This window comes from Paenarthrobacter sp. YIM B13468 (genome assembly GCF_042788025.1).
In the GTDB taxonomy this organism is placed as follows: domain Bacteria; phylum Actinomycetota; class Actinomycetes; order Actinomycetales; family Micrococcaceae; genus Arthrobacter; species Arthrobacter aromaticivorans.
This window is the reverse complement of record NZ_JBHZPI010000011.1, coordinates 35428-59744: the sequence shown is the minus strand read 5'-3', so window position 1 is coordinate 59744 and position 24317 is coordinate 35428. Positions and strand designations below refer to the sequence as shown.

At 60.0% G+C, this 24317-nt stretch carries 18 protein-coding genes; 13 read left to right on the top strand and 5 right to left on the bottom strand.

Annotated features, from left to right (window positions below; translation table 11 throughout):
• Positions 1 to 28: 28 nt before the first annotated feature.
• Positions 29 to 778 carry an SDR family NAD(P)-dependent oxidoreductase gene (locus ACFX4T_RS12150; protein ID WP_216923459.1) on the top strand — a complete coding sequence of 250 codons (750 nt, stop codon included), beginning with the start codon at positions 29 to 31 and terminating at the stop codon, positions 776 to 778.
• Positions 779 to 784: 6 nt separating this feature from the next.
• Complete coding sequence (locus ACFX4T_RS12145; RefSeq protein WP_216923461.1) at positions 785 to 1237, top strand: VOC family protein; 453 nt, start codon at positions 785 to 787, stop codon at positions 1235 to 1237.
• A gap of 110 nt (positions 1238 to 1347) precedes the next feature.
• Here ACFX4T_RS12145 and ACFX4T_RS12140 read toward each other — a convergent pair whose 3' ends face one another.
• The 5 genes from ACFX4T_RS12140 to ACFX4T_RS12120 all read right to left on the bottom strand — a co-directional run bounded on the left by ACFX4T_RS12140 (position 1348) and on the right by ACFX4T_RS12120 (position 6964).
• Positions 1348 to 2208 carry a carbohydrate ABC transporter permease gene (locus ACFX4T_RS12140; RefSeq protein ID WP_216923463.1) on the bottom strand — a complete coding sequence of 287 codons (861 nt, stop codon included), beginning with the start codon at positions 2206 to 2208 and terminating at the stop codon, positions 1348 to 1350.
• Positions 2205 to 3137, bottom strand: a complete 933-nt coding sequence (locus tag ACFX4T_RS12135; protein ID WP_254186094.1) for a carbohydrate ABC transporter permease — start codon at positions 3135 to 3137, stop codon at positions 2205 to 2207. The genes ACFX4T_RS12140 and ACFX4T_RS12135 overlap by 4 nt, the downstream gene beginning before the upstream one ends.
• A 55-nt stretch (positions 3138 to 3192) precedes the next feature.
• Positions 3193 to 4449, bottom strand: a complete 1257-nt coding sequence (locus ACFX4T_RS12130) for an ABC transporter substrate-binding protein (RefSeq protein WP_216923465.1) — start codon at positions 4447 to 4449, stop codon at positions 3193 to 3195.
• Positions 4450 to 4827: 378 nt separating this feature from the next.
• Positions 4828 to 5823, bottom strand: coding sequence for a LacI family DNA-binding transcriptional regulator (locus tag ACFX4T_RS12125; RefSeq protein WP_377652101.1), 996 nt, complete (start codon positions 5821 to 5823; stop codon positions 4828 to 4830).
• A gap of 67 nt (positions 5824 to 5890) precedes the next feature.
• On the bottom strand, positions 5891 to 6964 hold the full coding sequence (locus tag ACFX4T_RS12120; protein WP_377652100.1) for a LacI family DNA-binding transcriptional regulator: 1074 nt from the start codon (positions 6962 to 6964) through the stop codon (positions 5891 to 5893).
• Positions 6965 to 7273: 309 nt separating this feature from the next.
• On the opposite strand from ACFX4T_RS12120, the gene ACFX4T_RS12115 reads away from it, so the two are divergent.
• The 11 genes from ACFX4T_RS12115 (at position 7274) to ACFX4T_RS12065 (ending at position 24153) form a co-directional block, all read left to right on the top strand.
• Positions 7274 to 8809, top strand: coding sequence for an ABC transporter substrate-binding protein (locus tag ACFX4T_RS12115; RefSeq protein ID WP_377652099.1), 1536 nt, complete (start codon positions 7274 to 7276; stop codon positions 8807 to 8809).
• Positions 8810 to 8836: 27 nt separating this feature from the next.
• Positions 8837 to 9778, top strand: coding sequence for an ABC transporter permease (locus ACFX4T_RS12110; protein ID WP_377652098.1), 942 nt, complete (start codon positions 8837 to 8839; stop codon positions 9776 to 9778).
• Complete coding sequence (locus ACFX4T_RS12105; RefSeq protein WP_377652097.1) at positions 9775 to 11535, top strand: dipeptide/oligopeptide/nickel ABC transporter permease/ATP-binding protein; 1761 nt, start codon at positions 9775 to 9777, stop codon at positions 11533 to 11535. Before ACFX4T_RS12110 ends, ACFX4T_RS12105 begins: the two co-directional genes overlap by 4 nt.
• Before the next feature lie 3 nt (positions 11536 to 11538).
• Positions 11539 to 12396: an ATP-binding cassette domain-containing protein gene (locus tag ACFX4T_RS12100; protein ID WP_216923475.1), complete on the top strand. Its 858-nt coding sequence runs from the start codon at positions 11539 to 11541 to the stop codon at positions 12394 to 12396.
• Positions 12397 to 12467: 71 nt separating this feature from the next.
• Positions 12468 to 15284, top strand: coding sequence for a family 78 glycoside hydrolase catalytic domain (locus tag ACFX4T_RS12095; protein ID WP_377652096.1), 2817 nt, complete (start codon positions 12468 to 12470; stop codon positions 15282 to 15284).
• Positions 15281 to 16801, top strand: a complete 1521-nt coding sequence (locus ACFX4T_RS12090) for a glycoside hydrolase family 43 protein (protein ID WP_377652095.1) — start codon at positions 15281 to 15283, stop codon at positions 16799 to 16801. Before ACFX4T_RS12095 ends, ACFX4T_RS12090 begins: the two co-directional genes overlap by 4 nt.
• Positions 16802 to 16812: 11 nt before the next feature.
• Complete coding sequence (locus ACFX4T_RS12085; protein WP_377652094.1) at positions 16813 to 18576, top strand: DUF5605 domain-containing protein; 1764 nt, start codon at positions 16813 to 16815, stop codon at positions 18574 to 18576.
• 70 nt (positions 18577 to 18646) lie between these two features.
• The gene (locus ACFX4T_RS12080) at positions 18647 to 19927 is read left to right on the top strand and encodes an MFS transporter (protein WP_377652093.1); all 1281 of its coding nucleotides are present in this window, start codon (positions 18647 to 18649) and stop codon (positions 19925 to 19927) included.
• On the top strand, positions 19911 to 21653 hold the full coding sequence (locus tag ACFX4T_RS12075; protein ID WP_377652092.1) for a DUF5605 domain-containing protein: 1743 nt from the start codon (positions 19911 to 19913) through the stop codon (positions 21651 to 21653). The genes ACFX4T_RS12080 and ACFX4T_RS12075 overlap by 17 nt, the downstream gene beginning before the upstream one ends.
• Complete coding sequence (locus tag ACFX4T_RS12070; protein WP_377652091.1) at positions 21650 to 23398, top strand: hypothetical protein; 1749 nt, start codon at positions 21650 to 21652, stop codon at positions 23396 to 23398. The genes ACFX4T_RS12075 and ACFX4T_RS12070 overlap by 4 nt, the downstream gene beginning before the upstream one ends.
• The gene (locus tag ACFX4T_RS12065; protein WP_377652090.1) at positions 23395 to 24153 is read left to right on the top strand and encodes an SDR family NAD(P)-dependent oxidoreductase; all 759 of its coding nucleotides are present in this window, start codon (positions 23395 to 23397) and stop codon (positions 24151 to 24153) included. The genes ACFX4T_RS12070 and ACFX4T_RS12065 overlap by 4 nt, the downstream gene beginning before the upstream one ends.
• Positions 24154 to 24317 lie beyond the last annotated feature (164 nt).

The window sequence follows — 24317 nt, the reverse complement described above, 5'->3', positions numbered from 1 at the left end:
TAAGCCGCGCCGAGAGCGGAGCGAACCGATGAGCCTCAAAGACCAGGTGGTTCTGGTAACCGGGTCAAGCGGAGGAATCGGCGACGCCGCGGTCAGCGCACTCACAGCAGCAGGAGCAATCGTTATCGGCGCCGACCGTTCCGCCAAGGAGGACCAGTCACTGGAGGCGTTCTACCCCCTGGACATCACCGCGCAAGAGCAATGCGCAGCAGTCATACAGGACATCCAAGCCAAGTACGGCCGCGTAGATGTCCTCGTCCACGCGGCCGGAGTGCTCGGCCCCACCCCGGACATCATGGACACAACCACTGAAGAGTTCGACTCCATCCTGAGGATCAACACGACGGCGACTTTCACGATGGTACGCGAGACCTCGAAATCCATGCTTGAGACAGGCACAGCCGGCGCGATCGTGGTCCTGTCCTCAGTAGCGGCCAAAGAAGCACGCCTCAACTATCTGCCCTATAACGCGAGCAAGCTCGCCGTCCTTCACATCATGTGGTCCTTTGCCGAATTGCTCGGACCCGACGGCATCTCCGTGAACGCGATCGCACCAGGGCCCGTGAACACACCCATGTGGGCACAATTCGCCCGGGACTCCGGCCCGGACGCGGCCGCCAACCGTGCGAAGCGGGCAGCACAACTGCCGATGCGTCGCTTTGCCGAGCCCGAAGAAGTTGCCCGCGCCATCCTGTTCCTGTCCGACCCCGACAACCGTTACATCACGGGAGTGTCCCTCGATGTGGCCGGCGGAGCACATTTGGGAATAGGAAGCTGACACATCATGCGACATCACCACACTGCTCTGCACGTTGCGGACCTCGAGCGCAGCGCCCGGTTCTACGAGAAAGGGCTGGGCTTTACGCGTTTGAATGAGTGGACGTCGGGCCCCTACGTCGGCGAACTTTACGGCCGTCCTAACGTCAAGGTCAAGGCAATGATGCTCACTGCCGGTGACGGATCCTTTCGGCTGGAACTCGCCCATGCTGAGCCTCTACTGCCGGCTGTCAATCCATCAGAGGCGCAACCGGGCACGGCTCACCTTGCCTTCACAGATATCGACGTGCGAGAGGTGTACGCCAGGATAACAGCGCTTGGTTACAGCGCGGTGTCCGAACCCGTTGCACCGACTTCAGGTCCCATCGCAGGCGGGTGGCTGGTTTACCTCCTCGATCCGGACGGAAATCGCGTAGAGCTGATTCAGTCACCCGACTGGCGCTCGAGCGAAGACTCATAAGTCACTCACTTCGGAATCATCAGCAACACCGCAGGCCCCGTAACCGCTGGAGGCGGTTACGGGGCCTGCTTGTTGAGTTGTCGGACCTTGCGGCTGAACGGTTGCTTCAGCTACCCCTTGACACCGCCGGACGTCATGCCGGCAACAAACCAGCGCTGGAACGCCAGGAAGATTGAGAGAACGGGGATGAACGCAACCACGATGAATGCGGCGAAGAGTCCCCAGAAGCTACCGAAGCCGGTGGTTATGTATCGCACTATGCCGTTCTGAACGGTCTTCATATCTTCTGTGGTGGCAAGGACGGTGCCCACAAGGAAGTCGTTCCAAACGAAAACGAAGATGAAGATGGCTACGGCAGCGATACCGGGGCGGATGAGTGGGAGGATGATGCGCCACAGGATCTGCAAACGGGAGCAGCCATCGATTGCCGCCGCTTCCTCGATTTCGACCGGTATGTTCTCGATGAAATTGCGCAGAAACAGGATGGTTTGTCCACAGATGATCGCTGTGTAGACGATGATCAGCATCGGGTAGGTGTTGATCAAGGCGGTCTTGACGAACATGGAGTACAGCGCGATAAATACCACGATCGCCGGGACCATGGACAGGACCAGAATCCCGGTCATCAAAGTTTCCATGCGGCGGCTCCGGTACCTCGTGGCTACATACGCCGCCGGGATACAAATGGCCAGTGCAAGGAGGATAGAGCCGCCGGCATAGATGAGGGAGTTCACGAAGAAGCGGATGTTGGTCGATGTCAGGAGACCAACATAGCCCTCGGGGGAGAAGGGGGCAGGTATCCACCTTGGTGGGAATTCCAGGGTGCCCGAAGCGGTCTTCAGCGATGTGGAGACAATCCATGCGACGGGAGGCAGAACCACAGCGGCGGAGAGAAGGATGTATGCCCAAGCAGGGACTGCCCGCATGAAACTGCCCAAGCGTCGCTGGCGGCGGGGGGTTGTGATGCTCACAGGCTTTCCTTCCGTCGGAAGCGAATGGCGACGAGAGTCAGGACGATGTTTACAGCGAAAAGCAGGATTGCCGTTGCTGAAGCTCCGGATAGATCAAACTTGTCGAACATCTGGTTGTAGACGCGCATGGACAACGTTTCCGTAGACCCGATGGGGCCTCCTCGTGTGGTGACCAGGATGATGGTGACCATCTGCACATAGAGCATGAGGAGAACTACCACGACGGAGACGATGGTGTTGCGCAAGTAGGGGAGCGTGATGTTCACAAATCCGTGCCAGGCTCCGCCACCGTCGACTTTGAGGCTTTCGCGGAGCTCTTCAGGAATCGTTTGAAGGGCGCCCAGGAAGAGGAGCATGGCTTGCGGGTACGACCACCAGGCCGTCATCAGAGTTACTGCAACAAGCGCACTGGCAGGTGATGAGAAGACATCGGTGGGACCGAACCCGAGGGACTTGGTGATGGCGGAGGCTGGACCGTAGTTGGGGTTGAGGAACCAAAGCCAGATTGTTCCGGCTGTGGCCTGTGACATCAGCCATGGCAGCAGGAAGAGGCTCCGGACGGAGCGCTTGAAGCGGTGGAGGTTGTTCAGCACGATCGCCGACAGAAGCCCGGCCGGCAAGGCAATGGCCAAGGCACCGAGCGAAAATACCAGGGTCGTCCAAATGCGGCTCGGCAGGTCGGAGTCTGAGAACAGCCGGACGAAGGAATTCAGGCCGGAGAATTTGCCGATCTGGTAATAAGTCGTCTCGTGGAGGGCCGTCCATGCTGTGTAGATGAGTGGCCCCACAAAAACAAAGAGGAAGACGGCGCTGACCGGGACCACGTAAAGCCATACCATGCGGTCCCTACGGATGCGGCGAACAGTTGGGGTGCCTGAGGGGGAAGCCGCGGTCTTGCGTGGGCTGCGGGTGGGGCTTTCTGTTGACATTATCTGTTCCTTCCCAGGGGAGCCTGATTTCTCAGGCTCCCCTGATATCGGGCGGCTATTTCTTGTTGGCCGCATCCTGCGCGGAACGGATAAAGTCGTTGCCTGATGAGCCGTTGAGAGTCAGTTTCTGCCCGGCTTGGGAGAGGCCCGTGGCAAGGGCGGTCCACGTGTTGGAATATGTGCGTGGCTCACTGTTGGTCTTGACGTAGGCTGCGATGTCGTTGACGGTCTTTGCCTCAGGGGTGGAGAAGAACGGTTGCTGGTAGGTGGCTGCGCGGGTGGGTACCTCACCACCCGTTGCCATGAGGGCACCGGCTTCCGGCCCGGTCATGTACTCGATAAACTTCCAGGCGGCCTCGGTGTTCTTGCTGCCATTGCCTATGCCCAGGGTCCACCCGATGGTGGTGCCCGTCGTGTCTCCGGTGCTTGCTTTCGGCAAGGCCGTCCACTTGAGGTCCTTGTTCTGCGTGCCGAAGGAAACCGCTCGTTCCGTGCCCAAAACCGCCATGGCGACCGTGCCGCTCGCCATACCGTCAGCTACGGTGCCGTACGTGTCTGAGACGACGTTGCTACCCAGCGCCTTTGCGTCCCTGAGCTTGGCCAGGAAGTTGCCAAACTCGTTGCCTTTGGCCGTGGCGAAATCAGCTTGTCCATCTTTGTTCCAGATTTCCTGGTCAACCTGCGACATGAAGCAATTGAAGAAAGTGCTGATGATGGCTGAGTTGTCCGTGTCCGAGAAACCGGTCCCGAAGCCGGTGTATCCAGCGGCAGCAGCCTTTTGGGCAACCTGGACAACCTGGTCGTACGTGGTGGGAACGGTCGCACCGATCTGGTCAAGGATCTTTTGGTTGTAGTAGAGGGCGCAGGTTCGGTATTCGTACGGCACCGCAACAGTCTTGCCGTCCGGACCAGCGAGAGTGTCCGTTGGACGCAGCCAGTCGGTGACCTTTGAAGCAGCATCAGGCAGCGGGGAGTAGACGCCGGCGGAGGCCATCTGGGGAACGACTGGAGTGAACATCTTGAAGACGTCAGGAGCCTGACCGGCTGCCGCAGCTTGCGGGAGCCGGTTCAACATATCGCCCAGCGAAACAACGGAGAGGTTGATCTTGATGTCCGGATTGGCCGCCTCAAACTTGGCAATGTTTTCCTTGAGAGCCTTTGAGCGTGGGTTATTTTGGCTGGGATCAAGGAAGTCCCAATAGTTCAGCGTCACGGGCCCTTTGGGCTCCGATGCTGAGGGGGAGCAGCCACTGAGGGCAAGGCCGGCTACGACGGCTGTGACGAGTGCCAAGCCCCATCGCTTGTTGATCATGAATTTCTCCTGTGGACTGAGTTGCTAATGCGGGAGCGAGCCGTGCTCAAACGACGCCTACTGGACGCGGGCCACCGTCGGTAGGGAGGAACCGGTTGGTCATCGAGTCTCTCCTCTGAGATCGGTTGCATTTATGAAAATCTATAGTGAGATCGGTTGCTGAGATCGGTTGCAACAAACTTAGAGCCGAAGGAAGGCTCTGTCAAGGAAACAAGTGCTATGGATTTTAAACGTCCAAATGTCACGGAGAACCGGGCCGTGGCAGGTGGTCGGCTGAGGAGGGTCTGGATGTAATGCTCGACGGCGGCAGCATGCTCTGTTGGGCAGGTGACGGGGGAGGGCGATCAGGTTTGGTGGTGTCGCGTCGGTCCCGGCTGCTTAGGTGCCGTGGCGTTTGGGCCTTCGTTTCCTGGCAGGAGCGATGGATTCACGCCGTATGATCTGGGTGTCCAACGCGGCGGCTAATGGCGCTTTGGGTGGGTTCCGGGTTTGTCGGATGAGGCCCATCATGCTTCTGGCACCCACGGCTGCCTGATCCATACGAACCGTGGAAAGTGACGGGACGAGGAAGGAAGACTCTTCCATGTCATCCCAGCCGACAACGCTGATGTCCTCGGGGACTTTGAAACCACTGTCATGGAGTGCCCGGATCACGCCGATTGCCATCTGGTCATTGGCGGCGACAACGGCTGTGACCTGCTCAAGGGCGGCGATGCGTTTGCCGGCCGCGTAGCCGGAACCCAGGGTCCAGTCGCCGGACTCGATGCCATGGGAGGTTGCGCCAACTTCGATGATGGCCTCGGAGTAGGCGGCGGCGCGTCTACGGGCCGCGGTCCAATCGTATGGGCCAGCAACATGGAAGAAGTCGCTATGACCCAGCGAGGCAAGGTGCCGCACGATGGCTCCGATAGGTGAGCCATCGGCAAGGGTGCCTCGTGCGGGCAGTACGTCGTCATCGTCGCCGGCTACAACCAGTGGTGGTTGGCTAACTAACGGGTCGGAGACAGACCTTGGCGATGGCGCGAAGGAAAGGACTCCGGCGACGTCCCCACCGGAGAGCAACCGGCGGAATTGCGAGTCTGCAGCCTCAGGATGTCGGTCCAGGATGACAGTCTCCACGCGGTATCCATGGGCCTGCGCGGCAGCTTTTGCGCCGGAGATCATTTTGGGTGGGACATGAATCGAGTGTTCCGGAACAACGACAAATATCTTGTCGGGCTCTCCTGACCGGAGCGCACGGGCGGCGAGATTTGGAGTGTAGTGGAGCTCCGCCAATGCTTTTGCGACTCGCTCTGCAGTGGCCGGCCGGAGGGCGCTGCCGCCCTTGATGTATCGGGAAACCGTCTGGTGTGACACGCCTGCAACTGAGGCCACGTCGTATAGGGTCGGTCGCCGTTGCTTCGAATCGTGTAAGGAGGCCGGCATGGGTGACAAAATCCGTTCAGTGCTGAACCGAAATCGGCGTGGCTTGATCCACGAGTCCGGGCGCCGCGCTCGTTTTGCGGGGTACCAATTGGGGTGCAATCACGTAGTGCGCCGGTTGGGTCCTGCCTCCGATGCGCTCGAGGAGGAGCCTGGTGCTGTTGGCTCCCGTGAGCTGCCCGGATTGATCCACGGTAGTTAGCGAGATCCGACCGATGGCGGAAACGTAGATGTTGTCGTACCCGGCAACAGTGAGATCCTCCGGGACCCGAAGTCCCCGCTCTTCGGCGGCGCGCAGGACACCGAGCGCCGCGATGTCGGCTCCGGCGAAAATTGCGGTGGGGCGGTCATCTCCAGAGAACGCCTGGATCGCTGCCTCGTAGCCGCCGATTTCCGAGTAGGTGGTTTCCACGACCTTCGGGACAAGTCCGTGGCGCGTCATGGCTTGTTCGTAGCCATGCCTACGGGCAGTATGCGACAAAACGAAGGGCTCCAGCCCACCAGAAGGCATGCTCGTATGGACGATTCTTTCATGGCCGAGGGAGACTAAATGGTCAACCATCAGCCGGGCCCCCTGGTACTCGTCGTCAACGACGGTGTCAAAATTGGCGGCAGTGCCATGCCGTGCCACAACCACTGTCGGGATTTTGGCGCCCAGCTCCTCAAGCCAGTCTGCCTCCATCCAGGGGGCGACAATAATGAGACCGTCCACCTGCCGGTCCATCAGTGCTTCTATACTTCGCTTCTGCCGGGCGGGGGAGAGCCCGCCCGCGATGAGTACCTCTTGGTAGGGCGTACCCTCAAGGGCGTCGGTAATTCCCTGAACCACTTCAGGCTGGAACGGCGAACTCATTTCCACGATCATGACCCCGATCGTGTACGACTTTCCACGCATTGCCCTGGCGCCGGCGTGCGGCCGATAACCCAGCTTGTCGATGGCAGCCGTGACGCGCTCCCGCATTTGCGGACTAACCCCGGAGGCGCCCCGGATGACTTTTGACACCGCGGAGAACGACACGCCTGCTTCGCTGGCAACGTCTTGAAGAGTTGCCCGGCGTGGTTTTTCCGGGGATGTGGTTTGTTTGGGTGTCACCCTCGACCCCTCCTGTCTGAGTTCATAGCTAGGCCAGTGTATCGCGTCGGACAACGTTGCACTATAGGCAGACAAGCTTGGCAGTCGATGGTCGGTGCATCAGGAGGCAAAAAATCAAAAATCGGCGCCCCCAAAGGCTTCTGAAGGTATTGCTGTGAGTTGAACAATAAAAGTCTCTTGACGGTCTCAGGAGTCTGGCTTACTGTTCTTACGGACAACGTTGCACGCTTTGGGTTCCATGTCACCGACTAGAGAATTTGGCGGCCGTTGCTGGCAGCGTTCCTGCCCTCAACAACAAAGGAGTTATTCATGCGACGCACACGACGACGTGCCCTAGTCGCCCTTGCGGCACCCTTGGCCGTGGGGCTTGTAGCCTTGACAGGCTGCACGAGCGGTGGCCAGGCGGGCGGTACGAATGGAAGTTCGACCAGCAAAGACATCCTGACCCTCGGTATGACCGCTGACATTCAGGGCTGGGACCCGCATGTTCAGCCCAGCTATCAGGGGTGGAGCGCAGACGCCGTATGGGATTCCCTGCTGCGATGCGACAAGAACGGCAAGCCGGAGGCATCTCTGGCCGACAAATGGGAATTCAGCGCCGATCAGAAGACGGCTACGCTCCACGTCCGCGACGGTGTGAAATTCTCGGACGGAACCGCCGTTGATGCTGCCGCGGTGAAGGCTAACGCTGAGTACTATGCCACGGCCGGTGGAGCCTCTAGCCGCTGGGCCGGAATCACCGTCACGACCCCCGACACGCAGACTGTAGCCATCTCCTGGCCTGCCCCGAATCCGCTTCTGGCCCTGCGCATGTGCGAGTCCAAGATCGCTACCCCTGCATCCATCCAAAGCAAGAAGTTTGATGCGCCAGTCGGTTCCGGTCCCTACACCCTGGATGTTGCCAACACCACCCGCGGCTCCGTCTACACCTTCACCAAGAACGACTCGTTCTGGGACAGCAGCCGTTTCCCGTACAAGAAGCTTGTCCTGAAGGTCCTGGAAGATGAGACAGCGGCGGTCAACGCCCTGAAGACCGAGCAGATCGATGGCACTATCGTTTCCTCAGCAACGCTTGAGGAAGCAAAGGGTGCTGGTGAGAACATTCAGACGCTGAAGGGCAGCAGCACCACGCGCCTGCTGATCACCGACCACCTCGGCGAGAAGATCCCGGCACTGGGAAACCTGGATGTCCGCAAGGCCATGAACATGGTCTTCGACCGTGACGCGATCTCCCAGAAGCTTTACTTGGGGCATGCATCGCCGGCCTACCAGATCTTCCGTGAAGGAAGCGACGCGTACATCCCTGACATGAAGGACCCGTACCCTTTCAACGTTGACGAAGCCAAGAAGCTGATGGCCAAGGCCGGATACGCCGACGGGTTCACGTTGCAGATCCCAACCATGACCGGTCAGGGCCACGAGACCCTGATGCCGTACATCACCCAGCAGCTGGCACAGATCAACATCAAGGTCGAACAGGTTGCGCTGTCCGGACCGAACGCCATCTCGGAGCTTCTCAGCGGCAAGTTCCCAGTACCGCTGTGGCAGCTGGGCAACTATGGCGAATCCCTTCAGGACATCAGCGACTACATCCTTAAGGACGGCATCTGGAACGTTTCGCACCAGCCGGATGCCAAGGTTGACGCGCTTTGGAACACGGTCTTGACCGGCTCCGAAACCGAACGCAAGCAGGCTGAGCAGGACCTGAACAAGTACGTCACCGAGCAGGCCTGGTTCGTTCCTATGGCCTTCATGGACCGCTTCTACGCGTCCAATCCCAAGGTTGACGTCCAGGAGTCAAGCGACTTCTCCGGTCTGCACCCGCTCCTGCGCGACTTCAAGTAACCGAACATAAGAGACCCAGCGACCACGATGATGTTATCTCTACTCAAACGCCTTCTCCGCTCCGCGGCGATCCTCTTCCTTGTCAGCTTTGCAGCGTTCTGTCTCATGTTTGGCAACGGCACGGGCACTGCCAGGGCTATCCTGGGCTACCAGGCAACAGAGGCTGATGTTCAACGCAAAGTGGTCGATCTTGGCCTCGATCGCCCATTGCTTGTGCAGTTCGGCGACTGGCTGGTCCATGCGGTCACCGGCAACCTCGGCGAATCGTTCTTCACGGGACAAACTGTGACGTCCGCTCTTTCGACGAGGGTGCCGGTGACGCTAACCCTGATCATTCTTACCCTGATCTTCACCTTGATTCTTAGTGTCCTTTTGGGCGTGGCAGCAGCCGTCTACGGCGGCTGGCTGGATAAGGTATTACAGTTCATCTCTGTTCTGGGTGCGGCAGTGCCGCCGTTCATCATTGCCATTGCCCTGGTTTTCACGTTCGCAATATCCGTCCGCATGTTCCCGGCGACGGGTTATGTTTCCCCTGACCGTAGCTTCACCGGGTGGATACTCTCCATAACACTCCCGGTTGTAGCCCTGCTGATAGGGTCGGTAGCCAGCGCCGCCAGCCAGTTCCGTGGCGCTGTCCTGGATGCCCTCTCCAAGGACTTCGTCCGAACGCTGCGGGCACGGGGACTCAAAGAGTCGCACGTGGTTTTCAGGCACGTTCTTAGAAACGCCGGAGGGCCGGGCCTGACCGTCCTGAGCCTTCAAACACTGGGGCTCCTCGGCGGAGCAATCTTCGTCGAACAGGTCATGGCTCTTCCCGGTATGGGGCAGATGACTGTTCAGTCCGCTCAGCAAGCTGACGTGCCCATGGTGATGGGATCTGTCGTGGTGACCATCATCATCGTGTTGTGCGTGAACTTCCTCGGCGATCTCGCCAACTCCGTGTTGAACCCGAAAGCGAGGACGCGATGAGCGCCGACGCGACCATGATAGATACTGCCGCAGCGGTTCCAGCTAAGGGCCGCTCCGTCCTGCGAAGACTGCTGACCAACCCGCAGGGCATGATCTGCATCGTCTTTCTGCTGCTGGTCATCCTGTTCGGAGTACTCAGCCCCCTGCTGGCTCCTTACCAGCCTAACCAAGCAGACCTGAACGCCGTGAACGCCGCGCCCTTCTCGGAAGGACACCTGCTCGGTGCCGACCGCGCCGGCCGTGACATCCTCTCCCAGCTCATGTGGGGGACCAATGGGACACTGCTGGGATCGGTGCTGGTCTTGGTGATATCCGTTCTACTGGGCGTTACCACCGGCCTCCTTTCCGGCTTCTACCGGGGCAGGTTCGAAGCCGTCGCCGGCTTCATCACGGACCTCATCATGTCGCTGCCCAGCATCGTCCTGCTGATTGCCCTGTTTACGCTTACCGGGCCCAACGTCATGGTTGCCATGGCAGTCTTCGGTGTCCTGGTCGCCCCGACGTATTACCGCCTGGTCCGCTCGGTCGTTCTCGGCGTCCGGACGGAGCTATACATCGATGCGGCCAAAGTTGTCGGACTCTCTGATCAACGCATCATTGGGCGTCACGTGCTGTGGGCCGTCAGGGCCCCGGTCGTCATCCAGAGTTCCTTCGTCGCAGCGGCAGGCATCGCCATACAGGCCGGGTTGGAATTCCTCGGGCTCGGCGATCCGGAACAGCCGTCCTGGGGTGGCATTCTGGATAACGCGAACAGCAACATCTACAACAACAGGTTTGGTGTGCTGTGGCCGGCTCTGCTGATCAGCCTCACCATTCTTGCCCTCGTTCTTTTGGGGAATGTGCTGCGCGATGTCCTACAATCCTCGGCCCACAATAAAACCTTGAAGAGGTCCCGCCGACGTGCACTGCTAAACGGAGCCCAGACGGCGCGCACAACGTCCTCCCCGGCCAAATCTGAAGAAGCACTCCTATCCATCCGTGGGTTGAAGGTGGGCTACCCGGACGGCCCGGACCGCGTCCGCACAGTCGTACACGGGGTCGACCTGGACGTTCGCCGCGGTGAAATCCACGGACTCGTTGGCGAGTCAGGATCCGGGAAATCCCAGATGGCCTTCTCAACGCTCGGCATCCTCCCCAAGGAAGCCCTCGTCCTCGGCGGCAGCATCTATCTGGAGGGCGAAGACCTACTGGCGGATGACAAAGCACTCAAGAACGCGCGCGGCCGGCGCATCGGTTATATCCCGCAGGAGCCCATGTCCAATCTGGACCCCTCATTCACTATCGGCGCCCAGCTCGTCTACGGTCTCCGGGCCGTCAAGAAGATCAGCGACAAGCAAGCCAAAGCACAGCTGATCGCACTTTTGACACGCGTTGGCATCCGCAACCCCGAAAACGTCATGCGCCTCTACCCGCACGAAATATCCGGAGGGATGGCACAGCGAGTCCTGATCTGCGGTGCCGTTGCCGGGGACCCCGACCTGATCGTGGCCGATGAACCAACCACAGCCCTCGATGTCACCGTGCAGGCGGAGGTCCTTGAACTCCTCCGCGAGCTCAGCACCGAACGCGGCCTGGCCATGATCCTTGTCACCCACAACCTGGGTGTGGTCGCAGATCTTTGCGACACCGTAAGTGTCATGAAGAACGGGCGGATCGTAGAACGAAACGACGTCGAATCCTTGTTCAGCGACCCCAAACAGGATTACACAAAAGTGCTGCTGGAATCCTCGCGCAGCGTAGAACTGATGGAGGCGTAAAGCATGACTACTCCCATACTTCAGGTCGAAAATCTCGTGGTGACCTATACGGGGCGGGGCGGGCTTTCCAAGAAGGTCATCGATAATGTGAGCCTGGAACTGAACGCCGGCGAAACTTTGAGCCTGGTAGGTGAATCCGGATCAGGCAAGACAACCATTGGCCGCGCCATTCTCGGGCTCGCACCCGTCACTGAAGGTTCCATCAAGTTCCGTGGCGACACCATCAGCAACATCTCCCGCTCCCAGCGGCGGAAGGTGGCCCTCGGTATCCAAGTGGTCTTCCAAGACCCTTACTCGTCGTTGAACCCGTCCATGACGGTCGAGGACATCCTGGTGGAGCCCATGGCCGCCGCCGGTGCCGCCGGTGGCCGCCAGCGGGTGAGGGAGCTGCTCGATTCTGTTGGCTTGCCCAGCGACTCGGGCAGCCGTTACCCGAAAGAGTTCTCCGGTGGGCAGCGCCAGCGTATTGCCATCGCACGGGCACTGGCTCTGGATCCTTCTGTCATCATCTGCGACGAACCCACTAGCGCACTGGACGTTACCACTCAGGCCCGTGTTCTTACCCTGTTCAAGGAATTGCAGGAAAAGACCGGGGTTGCGTACTTGTTCATCAGCCACGACCTGGGAGTCGTGAACTCCATCAGCGACCGAATCGCCGTGCTGTATCAGGGATCGGTGGTTGAAATCGGCGAAGCTGATCAGGTTGCCCGTGCACCACGCCACGAGTACACCCGCAGCCTGCAAATGGCAGCGCCAGTGGCAGACCCGAAAAAGCAACGCGAACGCCGAGCCGCCCGCCTCCAGTTCCTTGCAGCTGAAAAAGCCGCGGAATTTCCCAGAGGCGCGCCTGCACAGCTCTGACCCTCTCGCTTAATCAGCTGACCCTTCGTCATAGGGACCAGCGCCCGATACAACACCGTCTGGAGACACTGATGGCATACGCTGCCGCTCCCCAAGGCCTTCGCTTTGAACAACGAACTGAAACCTCACCCGTTATTGGACTGGGTACAGGAACCCCGCGACTGTCTTGGTTTGTGCCTGTCGCCGATGCCGGATACACACAGTCCGCCTACGAAGTCGAGGTCACCCGCGGTGAAGGAGCAGAGGTCTACCGTGTCCAGAGCAACGACCAGGTGCTGGTCCCATGGCCTGCGCCGGAGCTGAGGTCCAGGGAGTCCGCAGTCGTTCGGGTACGCGTCAGCGATGGCGAGGATTGGAGTGACTGGAGCGAAGCCTCAACGGCCGAAACCGGTCTGCTCAATCCATCGGACTGGCGGGCTAACTTCGTCAGCCCCGTTGAAATAGGCGCGAACGGGATGCCCGCACCCATCCTCTCGGGCGTCGTGAACCTGCCTGCAGATATCACCAGGGCACGTCTGTACGCCACGGCCCACGGTATCTACATCCCCACCGTGAACGGTCAGCGTATCGACGACACTGTGCTGGCGCCGGGCTGGACCTCGTACGAGAACCGTCTTCGCTACCAGACTTATGACGTCACGTCGCTGCTGCGCAAAGGCTCGAACAACCTGGACATGCTGCTGGGCAACGGCTGGTACCGTGGGCGGCTGGGCTTCGAAAACAAGAGCGCCATCTATGGCGAGCGCCTCGCCGTCCTGGCACAACTGGAAGTCTCCACAGCGGACGGCGGCGTCCACGTCCTGCTGTCCGACGGTTCCTGGACTGCCCACAACAGCAATATCCTCGCCGACGATCTTTACGACGGCCAGAGCACCGACCTGCGCGACCAAGCAGTCACCGTCGTTCCCCGCAGCGCTGTAGAAGTCATTTCAGCGGATCATTCTCTGCTCGTTGCCCCCGAAGGCCCGGCGATCCGTCCAACCGAGGTGCTCCCGGCAGTGTCCGTCTTCACTTCGCGTTCCGGAAAGACGCTGGTCGACTTCGGGCAGAACCTCGTTGGATGGGTCCGGCTTCGGACCCACGGCCTGCCGGAGGGCAGCGAAGTGGTCATCCAGCACGCCGAAGTTCTTGAAAACGACGAGCTCTGCACCGAGCCGTTGCGTACGGCGAAAGCCACCGACACCTTCGTAGTGGCAGGGGCTGCGGAAGAAACGCTGGAACCCTCTTTGACCCTGCACGGCTTCCGCTACGCCCAAGTCAGCGGCGTCCCGGACCTGAAAGTCGATGATATTGAGGCCGTCGTCATCGGTTCGGACCTGAAACGCATCGGCTGGTTCTCGTCCTCGAACGAGCTGCTAAATAGGTTCCACGAGAACGTCAACTGGAGCATCCGCGGAAACTTTGTCGATGTGCCAACTGACTGTCCCCAACGTGACGAAAGGCTTGGATGGACTGGCGACATCCAAATCTTCGCTCCCACAGCGTCGTTCCTTTACGACGTTGGCGGGTTCCTTGGGTCCTGGCTCCGCGACCTTGCCGCGGAGCAGCTCCCGGACGGTTCCGTACCTCACGTTGTCCCGGACGTCATCCACTCGGATTTCACGAACACCCCAACGGCTGCCTGGGGAGATGCGGCTGTACTCATTCCGTGGACGTTGTACCAAAGGACAGGCAACCGCCTGATCCTCGAACAGCAGTATTCGAGTGCATGCAAATATGTCGATAAGGTTGCCTCACTGGCCGGTGATGACATGTTGTGGACAGGTGGTTTTCAATACGGAGATTGGCTCGATCCCAGCGCCCCTCCGGAAGACGCGGCGCGGGCCAAAACGGATCCGGATGTCGTTGCTACGGCGCACTTGGCGCGTTCTGCAGAGGTACTGGCTAACACCGCCGCCGTGCTCGGTCACGACGAGGACTCCGCCAGTTATCACAAGCTCGCCGAAGAGGTGCGCGCCGCTTTTGCCCGCTCCTACGTGACCCCTTCAGGCAGGATCCTTTCCGACACCCAAACGGCGTATGCAATGGCCCTCGAATGGGCCCTGCTGCCCAGTGAAGACCAGCGTCAAGAGGCGGGGCGCCGGCTCGCGGATCTGGTTCGTGTCAGTGGATTCCGGATCAGTACCGGTTTCGTTGGCACACCGCTCGTTTGTGATGCCCTGACGGACGCCGGTGAAGTGGACGTTGCCTACCGTTTGCTCCTCCAAACCGGGTGCCCGTCCTGGCTTTACCCCGTCACGATGGGTGCCACCACCGTCTGGGAACGGTGGGACAGCCTGCGACCTGATGGCAGCGTCAATCCTGGCGGTATGACCTCGTTCAACCATTACGCGCTGGGGGCGGTGGCGGACTGGCTTCACCGGACCGTCGCCGGACTGGCACCTGCCGCGCCGGGGTACCGACGGATCATTGTCCAACCACGCGCGACGGCGGCCCTCACCTCGGCAGCTGCAAGGCACCTCACTCCTTATGGTGAAGCATCGGTTCAGTGGCGGCGGGTAGGGGGAAAACTGATCCTCGACGTTGCCGTGCCGGTCGGTACTACCGCCGTCGTTCATGTCCCCGGCACCAAGGTACCCGAGGCGGTTCCGCATGGAACCCACACGTGGACCGTTGCCGATCCCACTCCGAACATCGATGAGGGCAACGCCCTCACCATCCGCGAACTCCTGGATCGTCAACCGCTCACCTGGTCGGCCGTGGTTGACGCCGCGGTCGAAACAGGCATTGCCCCCGAGGGTGAGGCCCAGACCGCTGACAAACTCGCCAGGTATCTGGACGAACCCGTCGGCAACCTGGGATATGCTCTGGCTCCCGAACCGTGGATCAGCCGTAGCGTTCCCCTGCGCGAAAAAGTAGAGCAAATCCTGAAAGGCTCTACGTCATGACAGCTACGTCAACGCTGACGGGCGCGGACGGCAAGCAGATGACGAATTCTGCCACTCAGCCGATTCTGAGCGGGTTCTACCCGGACCCGACCATCTGCAGGGTGGGGGATGACTACTACCTGTCGACGTCCAGCTTCGAGTACTTTCCCGGTGCGCCCATCTTCCACAGCACCGACTTGGTGAACTGGACCCAGCAAGGCCACATCCTTGACCGCCGTAGCCAGTTCCGTCTGGGGGACCCGCGTCCTTCGACCGGCATCTATGGGTCCACCCTTCGGGAGCACGACGGGATTTTTTGGTTCATCACCACCAATGTCAGCGATTACGGTGCCGGGCAGGTGTTGGTCCAGGCAACAGACCCGGCAGGGCCATGGAGCGACCCGGTGTTCATCGGCGAAGCGATCGGCATCGACCCGGACCTGTGCTGGGACGAGAACGGCGACTGTTACCTGAGCTGGAAGGCCATGAGCTTCACCGAGGGTGAAATCGGTATCCTGCAAGCACGTCTTGATGCGAGCACCGGAAAGCTCCGCGATGCGCCGTATCCGATATGGCAAGGTAGCGGAATGGGTGCCGTCGAGGCCCCCCACCTCTACCGAAACGGCAGTTACTGGTACCTCCTTCTGGCGGAGGGAGGCACCGAGCGGGGCCACTGCGTAACGGCTGCACGCAGCCTGCATCCTTCGGGGCCTTTTGAAGCTTGTCCGAATAACCCGATTTTCACGCACCGCAGCTCTATCGACCCCGTCCAGAACGTCGGTCACGCTGACCTTGTCCAGACGCCCGAAGGCGCTTGGGCTGCCGTGTACCTTGGCGTCCGGCCACGCGGATCCACGCCTGGATTTCATGTCCTGGGCCGCGAAACGTTCGTCGCAGGCATCGATTGGATGGGCGGGTGGCCGGTCTTCGACGAGGATCGCTTCTGTGTCCCCGCTGTTGACACAGCCTTCTCGGATGATTTCTCTGATGCGCGCCTCCACCAGCGCTGGGTGGTTCCCTCGGGCGAGCCCGAAAGCATTGTGTCCAAAGCGCCCGACGGCGGTATTGGGCTCTCGAGGTTGGCGGACGGATCTATGGGGCTTCTTTGCGCCAGGGTGCGCGACCTGAGATGGAGTGCCGAGACCGTAATCTCCGGCTCAGGAAGCTTTCTCCTACGTATCGACGACCGCAACTGCTATGGACTGACGGTCGAAGCCGGACGCGTCAGCGGCTGGGTTCACCTTGGTGGGATCCACCACGAACTGGGCTCAACTGAAGCTGGAGCGGAAACCACCCTGCGTATTGAGAGTGCGCCGCCATTATCACCGCCAGTCCCGTTGGGGCATGGAGGTCCCGACGAGATCGTGCTGTCTGTTGTTCAAGAGGGTCGTGAGCACCTGCTGGGCCGGTTCGACGGCCGCTATTTGTCCACGGAGGTTGCGTCCGGTTTCACCGGACGCATGCTGGCCATTCAAGGCTCTCAGGGCCAGGGGACCTTCCTGTCGATGCGTTACACCCCATACACTCCACAAACGTAGGAAACTTTTCCATGCCTTTCACGAAAGAAGCACCGCTCGTAGACATCCTGGCCGATCCCAACGCCGCCCGCGTGTTGGACAACCACCTGCCGGGTTTCGCTACGTGGAACGACTGGTCCCTCAGTCCCTTGGCAACACTGGACGAAGTGGCCCATTGGGCCCGTGGAGTGGGCGAGCAGACGCCTGACCTCACCGAGCTATGGGCGGATATGGCCGCCGTCGAATCGTCTCCCCGAAGGAGCGCCGCACTTCAGCGCCCCGCGCCTCGGACTTCAACCGGGGTGCAATCAAGCCGCCATGCGCAGCATCCTGTCACGAGCATTGCCATCCGATCCCAGCAATGGGGAGTCGCTGAGATTGTTCTGGACGGGCCCTCAACCGGAAATCCGTTCACGGACGTTGAACTGGAAGCTAGGTTCCGCTCCGGCAATGACGCAGTGCGAGTTGGAGGTTTCTACGACGGGGAAGGTCTGTATCGCATACGGTTCATGCCTCCAAGGCCTGGTCTCTGGGAATTCACTGTGCGGTCCAACGCCGATGAGCTCGACGGAGCCACGGGCACCGTCGAAGCCACGGGGCCGGAGGAAGGCAACCGGGGCCCTGTGCGGGTTCGTGACACGTTCCACTTTGCGTACGCAGACGGCACACCATATCTGCCTTTGGGAACCACCGCCTACGCCTGGACCAACCAAAGCGCGGAATTACAGGATCAAACTCTGCATACGCTTGCGGAAAGCCCTTTTACAAAAATCCGCATGTGCGTGTTCCCGAAGTCATACTCGTACAACGCGAATGAGCCCGAGAACTACGCCTTCGAGAAGAACCCTGATGGCAGCTGGGATTTCAGCCGGTTCAACCTCGCTTTCTTCCACAACCTCGAACATCGAATTAACGATCTTCAAGCGCTGGGGATAGAAGCAGACCTGATCCTCTTCCACCCTTATGACAGGTGGGGGTTCTCAGCCATGCCGTCATGGGCGGATGACCTCTACCTGCGATATGTCGTTCGGCGCCTGGGAGCAACCCGCAACGTCTGGTGGTCACTGGCAAACGAGTACGACTTCATGCAAACCAAGACTGAGCAGGATTGGGAACGGTTCGCCGCAATAGTGGGGGAAGAGGACCACACCGGACATCTTCTGTCCATTCACAACGGGACCAGGTTCTACGACTATTCAAGGCCTTGGATTACCCACTGCAGCATTCAGCGAACGGACAACTACCTTACGGCCGAGAACACGGACGTGTGGCGTGAAAAGTGGGGCAAACCTGTCGTTATCGACGAAGTCGGCTATGAAGGCGACGTCGCCGAAGGATGGGGAAATATCAGCCCCCAGGAACTGATCCGTCGCTGCTGGGAAGGAGCTGTAAGGGGTGGCTACGTCAACCACGGCGAAACATACCTCGACGAGGAAGACGTTATCTGGTGGGCCAAGGGCGGCATTCTCAAAGGCCAGTCACCGGAGCGGATAGGATTTCTGCGTCGCCTCATTGCCGAAGCGCCCACCGGACGGTGGGATCCGCTGCCTGGGGACTGGGATTCCCGCACTGGCGGCGACGATGACCATCGGATCATCTACCTGGGCATGGGCCGGCCCGGCTTCCGCTCCGTCTTGCTTCCCGCGGGATGGCAGTGGCACGTCGACGTCATCGATACCTGGAACATGGAAATCACCACGATGCCCGATGCGGCTGAAGGCCGGATAAAAGTGGAGCTGCCCGGGCGCGAGTACATGGCAATCCGGATACGTCGGGCCTCAGTTACAACCAACTGAATTACGGGCCCAACGGGCCACTGATCCGCATTCTTCGCGGCAGGAAACATCAATCTTGTGAGGAAACAGGATGACTTCTTCCGTGAAACCGGGCGTTACGGGCCGGCACTTACCAGCCAATTCCGGCGAACGACTACCAGTTGTTGGTCTGCTGACGCTTTCCGGGGCAATGTTCATTTCGATGGCCACGGAGTTCCTGCCCAGCGGACTCATCCCGCAGATCTCGGCAGACTTCGGCCGGTCGGCATCCGACGTTGGAAATATGGTGACCGTCTTCGCCCTGACTGTCATCCTCACCGCGGCGCCGCTGGCGATCCTTACCCGCCGGATGCCACGCAAGACCATGGTGCTGATCTCCTTCGCCCTCATCGGCGCGGGAAACGTCGTCTTGGTGCTTGCGCCCAGTTTCGAGTTCCTGCTGGGCGCACGAATTCTGGGAGCGGTTGGACATGGAGCGTTCTGGACCGTCGTCTCCGCTTACCCGGCCTACCTGGTCCGGCCAACCCAGCTTGCCAAGGCCATGGCCATCACAGCGGCAGGCGGGTCAGTTGCCGGCGTCATCGGCACCCCGCTCGGCAATGCCTTGGGTCAGATCTTCGGATGGCGGTCAGCCTTCGCAGTCCTTGCCGGGCTGGTCATCGTTTTAATGCTGCTGATGGTGTGGATGCTTCCTGCCGTCCACCCTCACGGCGCTGACACGAAGCCACCAAAGACCGGCCCGGTGGGGCGTGACAAGAGCATTCCCGCTATTTTGATCATTTCCGTGCTGATCCTCATGGTGGTGTCCGCACAGATCAGCTTTGGAACGTACACCGTCGTTTGGCTGCTGGACGTTGTGAATCTCGCACCCGCGGGCGTACCCGTGATTCTCTTCGTCTCAGGGATTGCCAGCGCGGTGGGTGTGGCCGTGACTGGTGCCTTCTACAGGAAGTTCCCCACCGGGATGTTCCTGGCATCGTTAGCCACCCAAGTCGGCATTCTGTGCGCCATCCCCGTGGCCGCAACCATGAACTCCCAAATTCCCGTCTGGATCCTGATCACCGTCATGGGAGCCGTCTTTGGGGGCATCCCGGTCATGCTCCAAACCCGCATGATGCAGTCAGCATCCGTCGGCGCTCGCAATGTGGCGGCAGCCCTGCAGACCACAGCCTTCAACGTGGGTATCGGCGGCGGGGCTTTCATGGGTGGAGCCGTGATCGACCACCTCTCGCTGACAGTTTTGCCTTTCTGGGCGGCCATCTGCATGTGTGTGGCTCTAATCGCCGCAGTCATCTGGGAAATTTACATCAAACGACGCCCGAAAAAACCGGGTAAGAAAGAGAAGGAAGCCATCGATGGCGTACATGAGTGAATTCACGCAAGCCCGACTGATCTTTGACTACGAAGCGGGGAGGGCAGCGTTGTCTGAAGCCTTGCCGGATTTCGCGAGCCACCCCGAAAACTACGGTGGGGCTATTGATCTGCCCATTGGGGCTTTGGCCACGGTCTTCCGAGTAAAGGAAGCGGCACAAGAGAAGTTGTGGCTAAAGCTCTCCACCATTGAGGTACCCGATCGCGTCGAACTGCCGCCGATCGAGCCCAACCCCGGATATGAAGGGCCGGAGGTTGCCATTGCATCGGCGCGGATCATTCTTCCCGCGAGTGGGCGAGTTAACGAGACCGTTGAAATGGTCCTGGAGGGACCCTCGCATGGTAACCCGTTTACCGACGTTGAACTCCAAGCGTACTTCTCCTTGAACGGCGAAGAATTCCGTGTAGGAGGCTTCTACGACGGCAACGGTCGGTACGTTGTCCGCTTCCTCCCGGATACAGCGGGGGCGTGGCAGTTCCGGACGGAATCCACGGCACGTTCTTTGGACGGGCACACAGGTACTTTCAGCGTCGAACCAAGCCACGCACGCGGAGCCGTGCGGGTGGCAGACACGTACCACTTCTCATACGCCAACGGCGAGGTTTTCCGGCCGGTGGGGACCACTCTGTATGCATGGACCCACCAAGGCCCTGAGCTGCAAAAGAAAACCCTGGCGACGCTGTCCACTAGTCCCTTCACCAAAGTCCGCATGTGCGTCTTCCCGAAGGCGTTTATCTTCAACGACAACGAGCCCGATCTTTACCCCTTTGAGGGTGAAAGCGGGAACTGGGACACCACCCGCTTTGACCCCGCGTTCTTTCAGCACTTCGAAAACCGCATCCGCGACCTTGGAAAGCTGGGCATCGAAGCAGACGTTATCCTTTTCCACCCCTACGATCGGTGGGGTTTCCAGGATCTGGGAGCCGCAGCGGACGACCGGTATCTTCGCTATGTAGTCCGACGGCTGGCAGCACTTCCGAATGTGTGGTGGTCCCTGGCTAACGAGTACGACTTCATGACCACAAAGATGCCGGAGAACTGGGAACGCTACGCGAAGATCGTCACCGAAGAGGACCACGCAAGGCACCTGATATCCATCCACAACGGCACCCGGATATACGACTATTCGGCTTCGTGGGCTACCCACTGCAGTCTGCAGAAGGTGGACTACTACAAGACGGCAGAATTGGTGGAAGACCTTCGGGAAAAGTGGGGCAAGCCGGTCATCCTGGACGAAATCGGCTATGAAGGCGACCTCGAATACGAATGGGGAAGCATTTCCGCTGAAGAAGTCGTTCGCCGGGTGTGGGAGACCACTCTGCGCGGCGGTTATCACACGCACGGGGAGACCTACTACCATCCCGAAGATCAACTCTGGTGGGCCAAGGGCGGCGAACTGGTAGGCAAGAGCGCAGACAGGATCGCCTTCCTCGACAAGTTGGTGGCTGAATCGCCGACCGGACGCTTGGAACCATTGCCGCTGACAAACCCCACGCCTTCCGGTGGCGTGGCAGGCGAATACGAAATTCACTACAACGGTTTTAGCCAGTACCGGTACATCACCTTGGGAATCCCTGAAGGCCGCAAGGCAGTCATTGACGTGATCGACACGTGGGCAATGACCATCGAGACGCTGCCAGGAAACTACTCAGGCCGGGCGCGGGTTGAGCTGCCGGTTCGTCCGTATATGGCTGTGCGCGTTCGCGTACAGCAGGAATCGCTGTGACAAACAATCGTGAACGGCTCTTTGCAGCCTCCGAAGTCCTTGAAGCAGGTGCCTGGCGGGCGGAATTACGCCACGATGAAATCGCTGACATCAGCTACGCCGGCGTTCCAGTGCTGCGGGGAATTCGTGCAGTAGTCCGGGACCGGGACTGGCAAACGCTGGTCCCGGTCCTCCGTGGCATTGAACGGATTCCGGCCAAGGAGGGCACTTCTTTGCTGCTGGATCTTGAATTCGACGGGTACGGCTACCGTTATTCCGGGACGTTGGGAATCGCCTTTTCGGCCGATTCCCTCGAGGTGGTCTTCGACGGGGTATCGCCCGCCGATTTCCAGAGCAACCGCATAGGGTTGGTTGTGCTTCACAGGCCCGATGACGCAGGAAGGGAAGTTCTCATCGGGGGGAGCTCCGGTGACCACACGCCGTCGATGTTCCCGGTGGATATCAGTCCGCACCAGCCGTTCCAGAACATTGCCACCATGCGGTGGCAGCGTGACGGAACTGACTTCAAGCTGGCATTTACCGGCGATATTTTCGAGACGGAAGACCAACGCAACTGGACCGACGCCTCCTTCAAAACGTACAGCCGGCCACTGGCTCTGCCATTCCCGATGGACGTCCCTGCGGGAAGCCGGCTGCACCAAAGCGTGAGGCTGACGGCACTGAGTGGTCAGTATCCCGCGCCGGAAAGCAGCGGGGCTGAGGACCTGGTCATCACCGCAGACATCGAGTCCGTTGTGCCGGCGTTGTCCTTGCCTGTCGCCTCCATATCTGAACCGCATGCAGAAACCGGGTTCCTTGAAGGTGTCGAGTCCTTGCTGGTTGAACTTGTTGCTGGAGCGCCAAGAGTGGCGCAGCTTGGCAGGTATGCCACAGATATGGCCGAGGCCCTTCAAGTGCCTTTGGATGTCCGGCTCAGCGCCGAAACACCCAATGAAGTACCGGATTTGCTGCAACTTGTTCCTACCCGGAACATTGCAAGACTCGGTGTTTTCCATTCAACCCGCCACATTACGGAACCGGACCTTTGGAAAGCTCTGAAATCCGCTGCGGACGATGCAGGTTTGACCGCCTCGCTCATCGCAGGTGCCCGGTCTCATTTCACCGAGCTCAATCGCAATGCCCATATCGTGCCGGCTGATGCCGAGGCGCTGGCTTACAGCATCACCCCGCAGATGCACGCGACAGAGGTTCACCATCTGGTGGAAAGTCTTCCGATGCAGCGGCTGACGGCGCAAAATGCCCTGCGAATCTCAGGAGGCCGTCCGCTTCACGTGGGCCCGGTCACGCTCAAACCCCGGTTCAACGCGGTGGCCACTTCCACAGGCGCGGAAAGAGGCTCCACAGAAGCGCCGATAGATCCGCTTCAATTGGACCCATTTGCGGCGGCCTGGGTTCTGGGCAGCATCGCGGCTCTTAGCATTCCCGGCGTCCAAAGCATCAGTTACTTTGAATCGGAAGGACCTCGGGGCATCAGTACACCAACCGGATTGACGGATGCAGGGAAGGTCCTCGCCGCCATCGCGGCACTTCGTGGCCACAACGTCCTCAAGGTCCTGGGAGTCCGTTCGGGGCTGGTCCTGTACCCGGTCCAGGCGGACGACGAAATCGTACTCTTCGCCGCAAACCTGACACAGAAACTCATGACCGGGAAGGTGCGGCTGCCCGGCGGCAGCACCGCCGAGATTGCCCTCGAACCATGGTCAGCCATCATCCAAGACATCAAGACAGAAGGAAGAACCACATGAACAGCAACCGACTCTTCGGGAAAAAAGCTCTTGTCACCGGGGCGGGTTCCGGAATTGGACTGGCGGTCGCCCAACGATTCGCAGCAGAAGGGGCCAAGGTGTACTTCGCCGACATAAACGTTGACGCGGCAGCGAAGGCGGCGGCAGAAGCGGGGACCAAACGTGCAGTCCCGGTACGGGTGGACGTCTCGGACGAAACCAGCGTCACTGAGGCGTTCAGCCTTGCAAGTAAGGACGAGCCCCTGGACATCGTCGTAGCCAACGCCGGGGTTCAACTGTTTGGGCAAGACGCAAAGGTCGGCGATCTGGACCTTGAAGTCTGGGAACGCACCATGGCCATCAACCAGCGCGGCGCCTTTCTGACACTTAAGCACGCTGTCCGCGCCATGGAGAATCGGGGAGGATCGATCATCGTCACCGGAAGCCCGACGGCGGTCGTAGCTTGCGGTCAGACATTCACGGCATACACCAGCTCCAAAGCCGGAGTTCACGGGCTGGCGCGTGTGGTCGCAGCGGATTACGCGGCCGAGGGAATCCGGGTCAACATTGTGGTCCCGGGGTACACAGAAACTCCGCTCGTCCAGACGATCGCTGATGACCCAGAGAGTAGGGCCGGATTGGTGAACGCCACCATGCTTGGCCGGGCCGGCACGGCGGCCGACGTCGAAGGCATTATGGTTTACCTGGCCAGCGACGATTCAGCATACGCAACCGGGGGCATCTTCACTGTCGATGGAGGCTTGACAGCCCTCTGATCGGTCCCTGCAGATTTCTGAGACGGTCCTCGCCAATCCTTTGGCGGGGACCTTCAGTTTTGTCGAGGCACTAAAAGCCGACAGTCCGGAGGAAAGCGGTGCTGACCGTGCACGACTATGACCGGGGTCCAGCCAGCAGCTGTACCCCGGTCATAGTCGGGCGT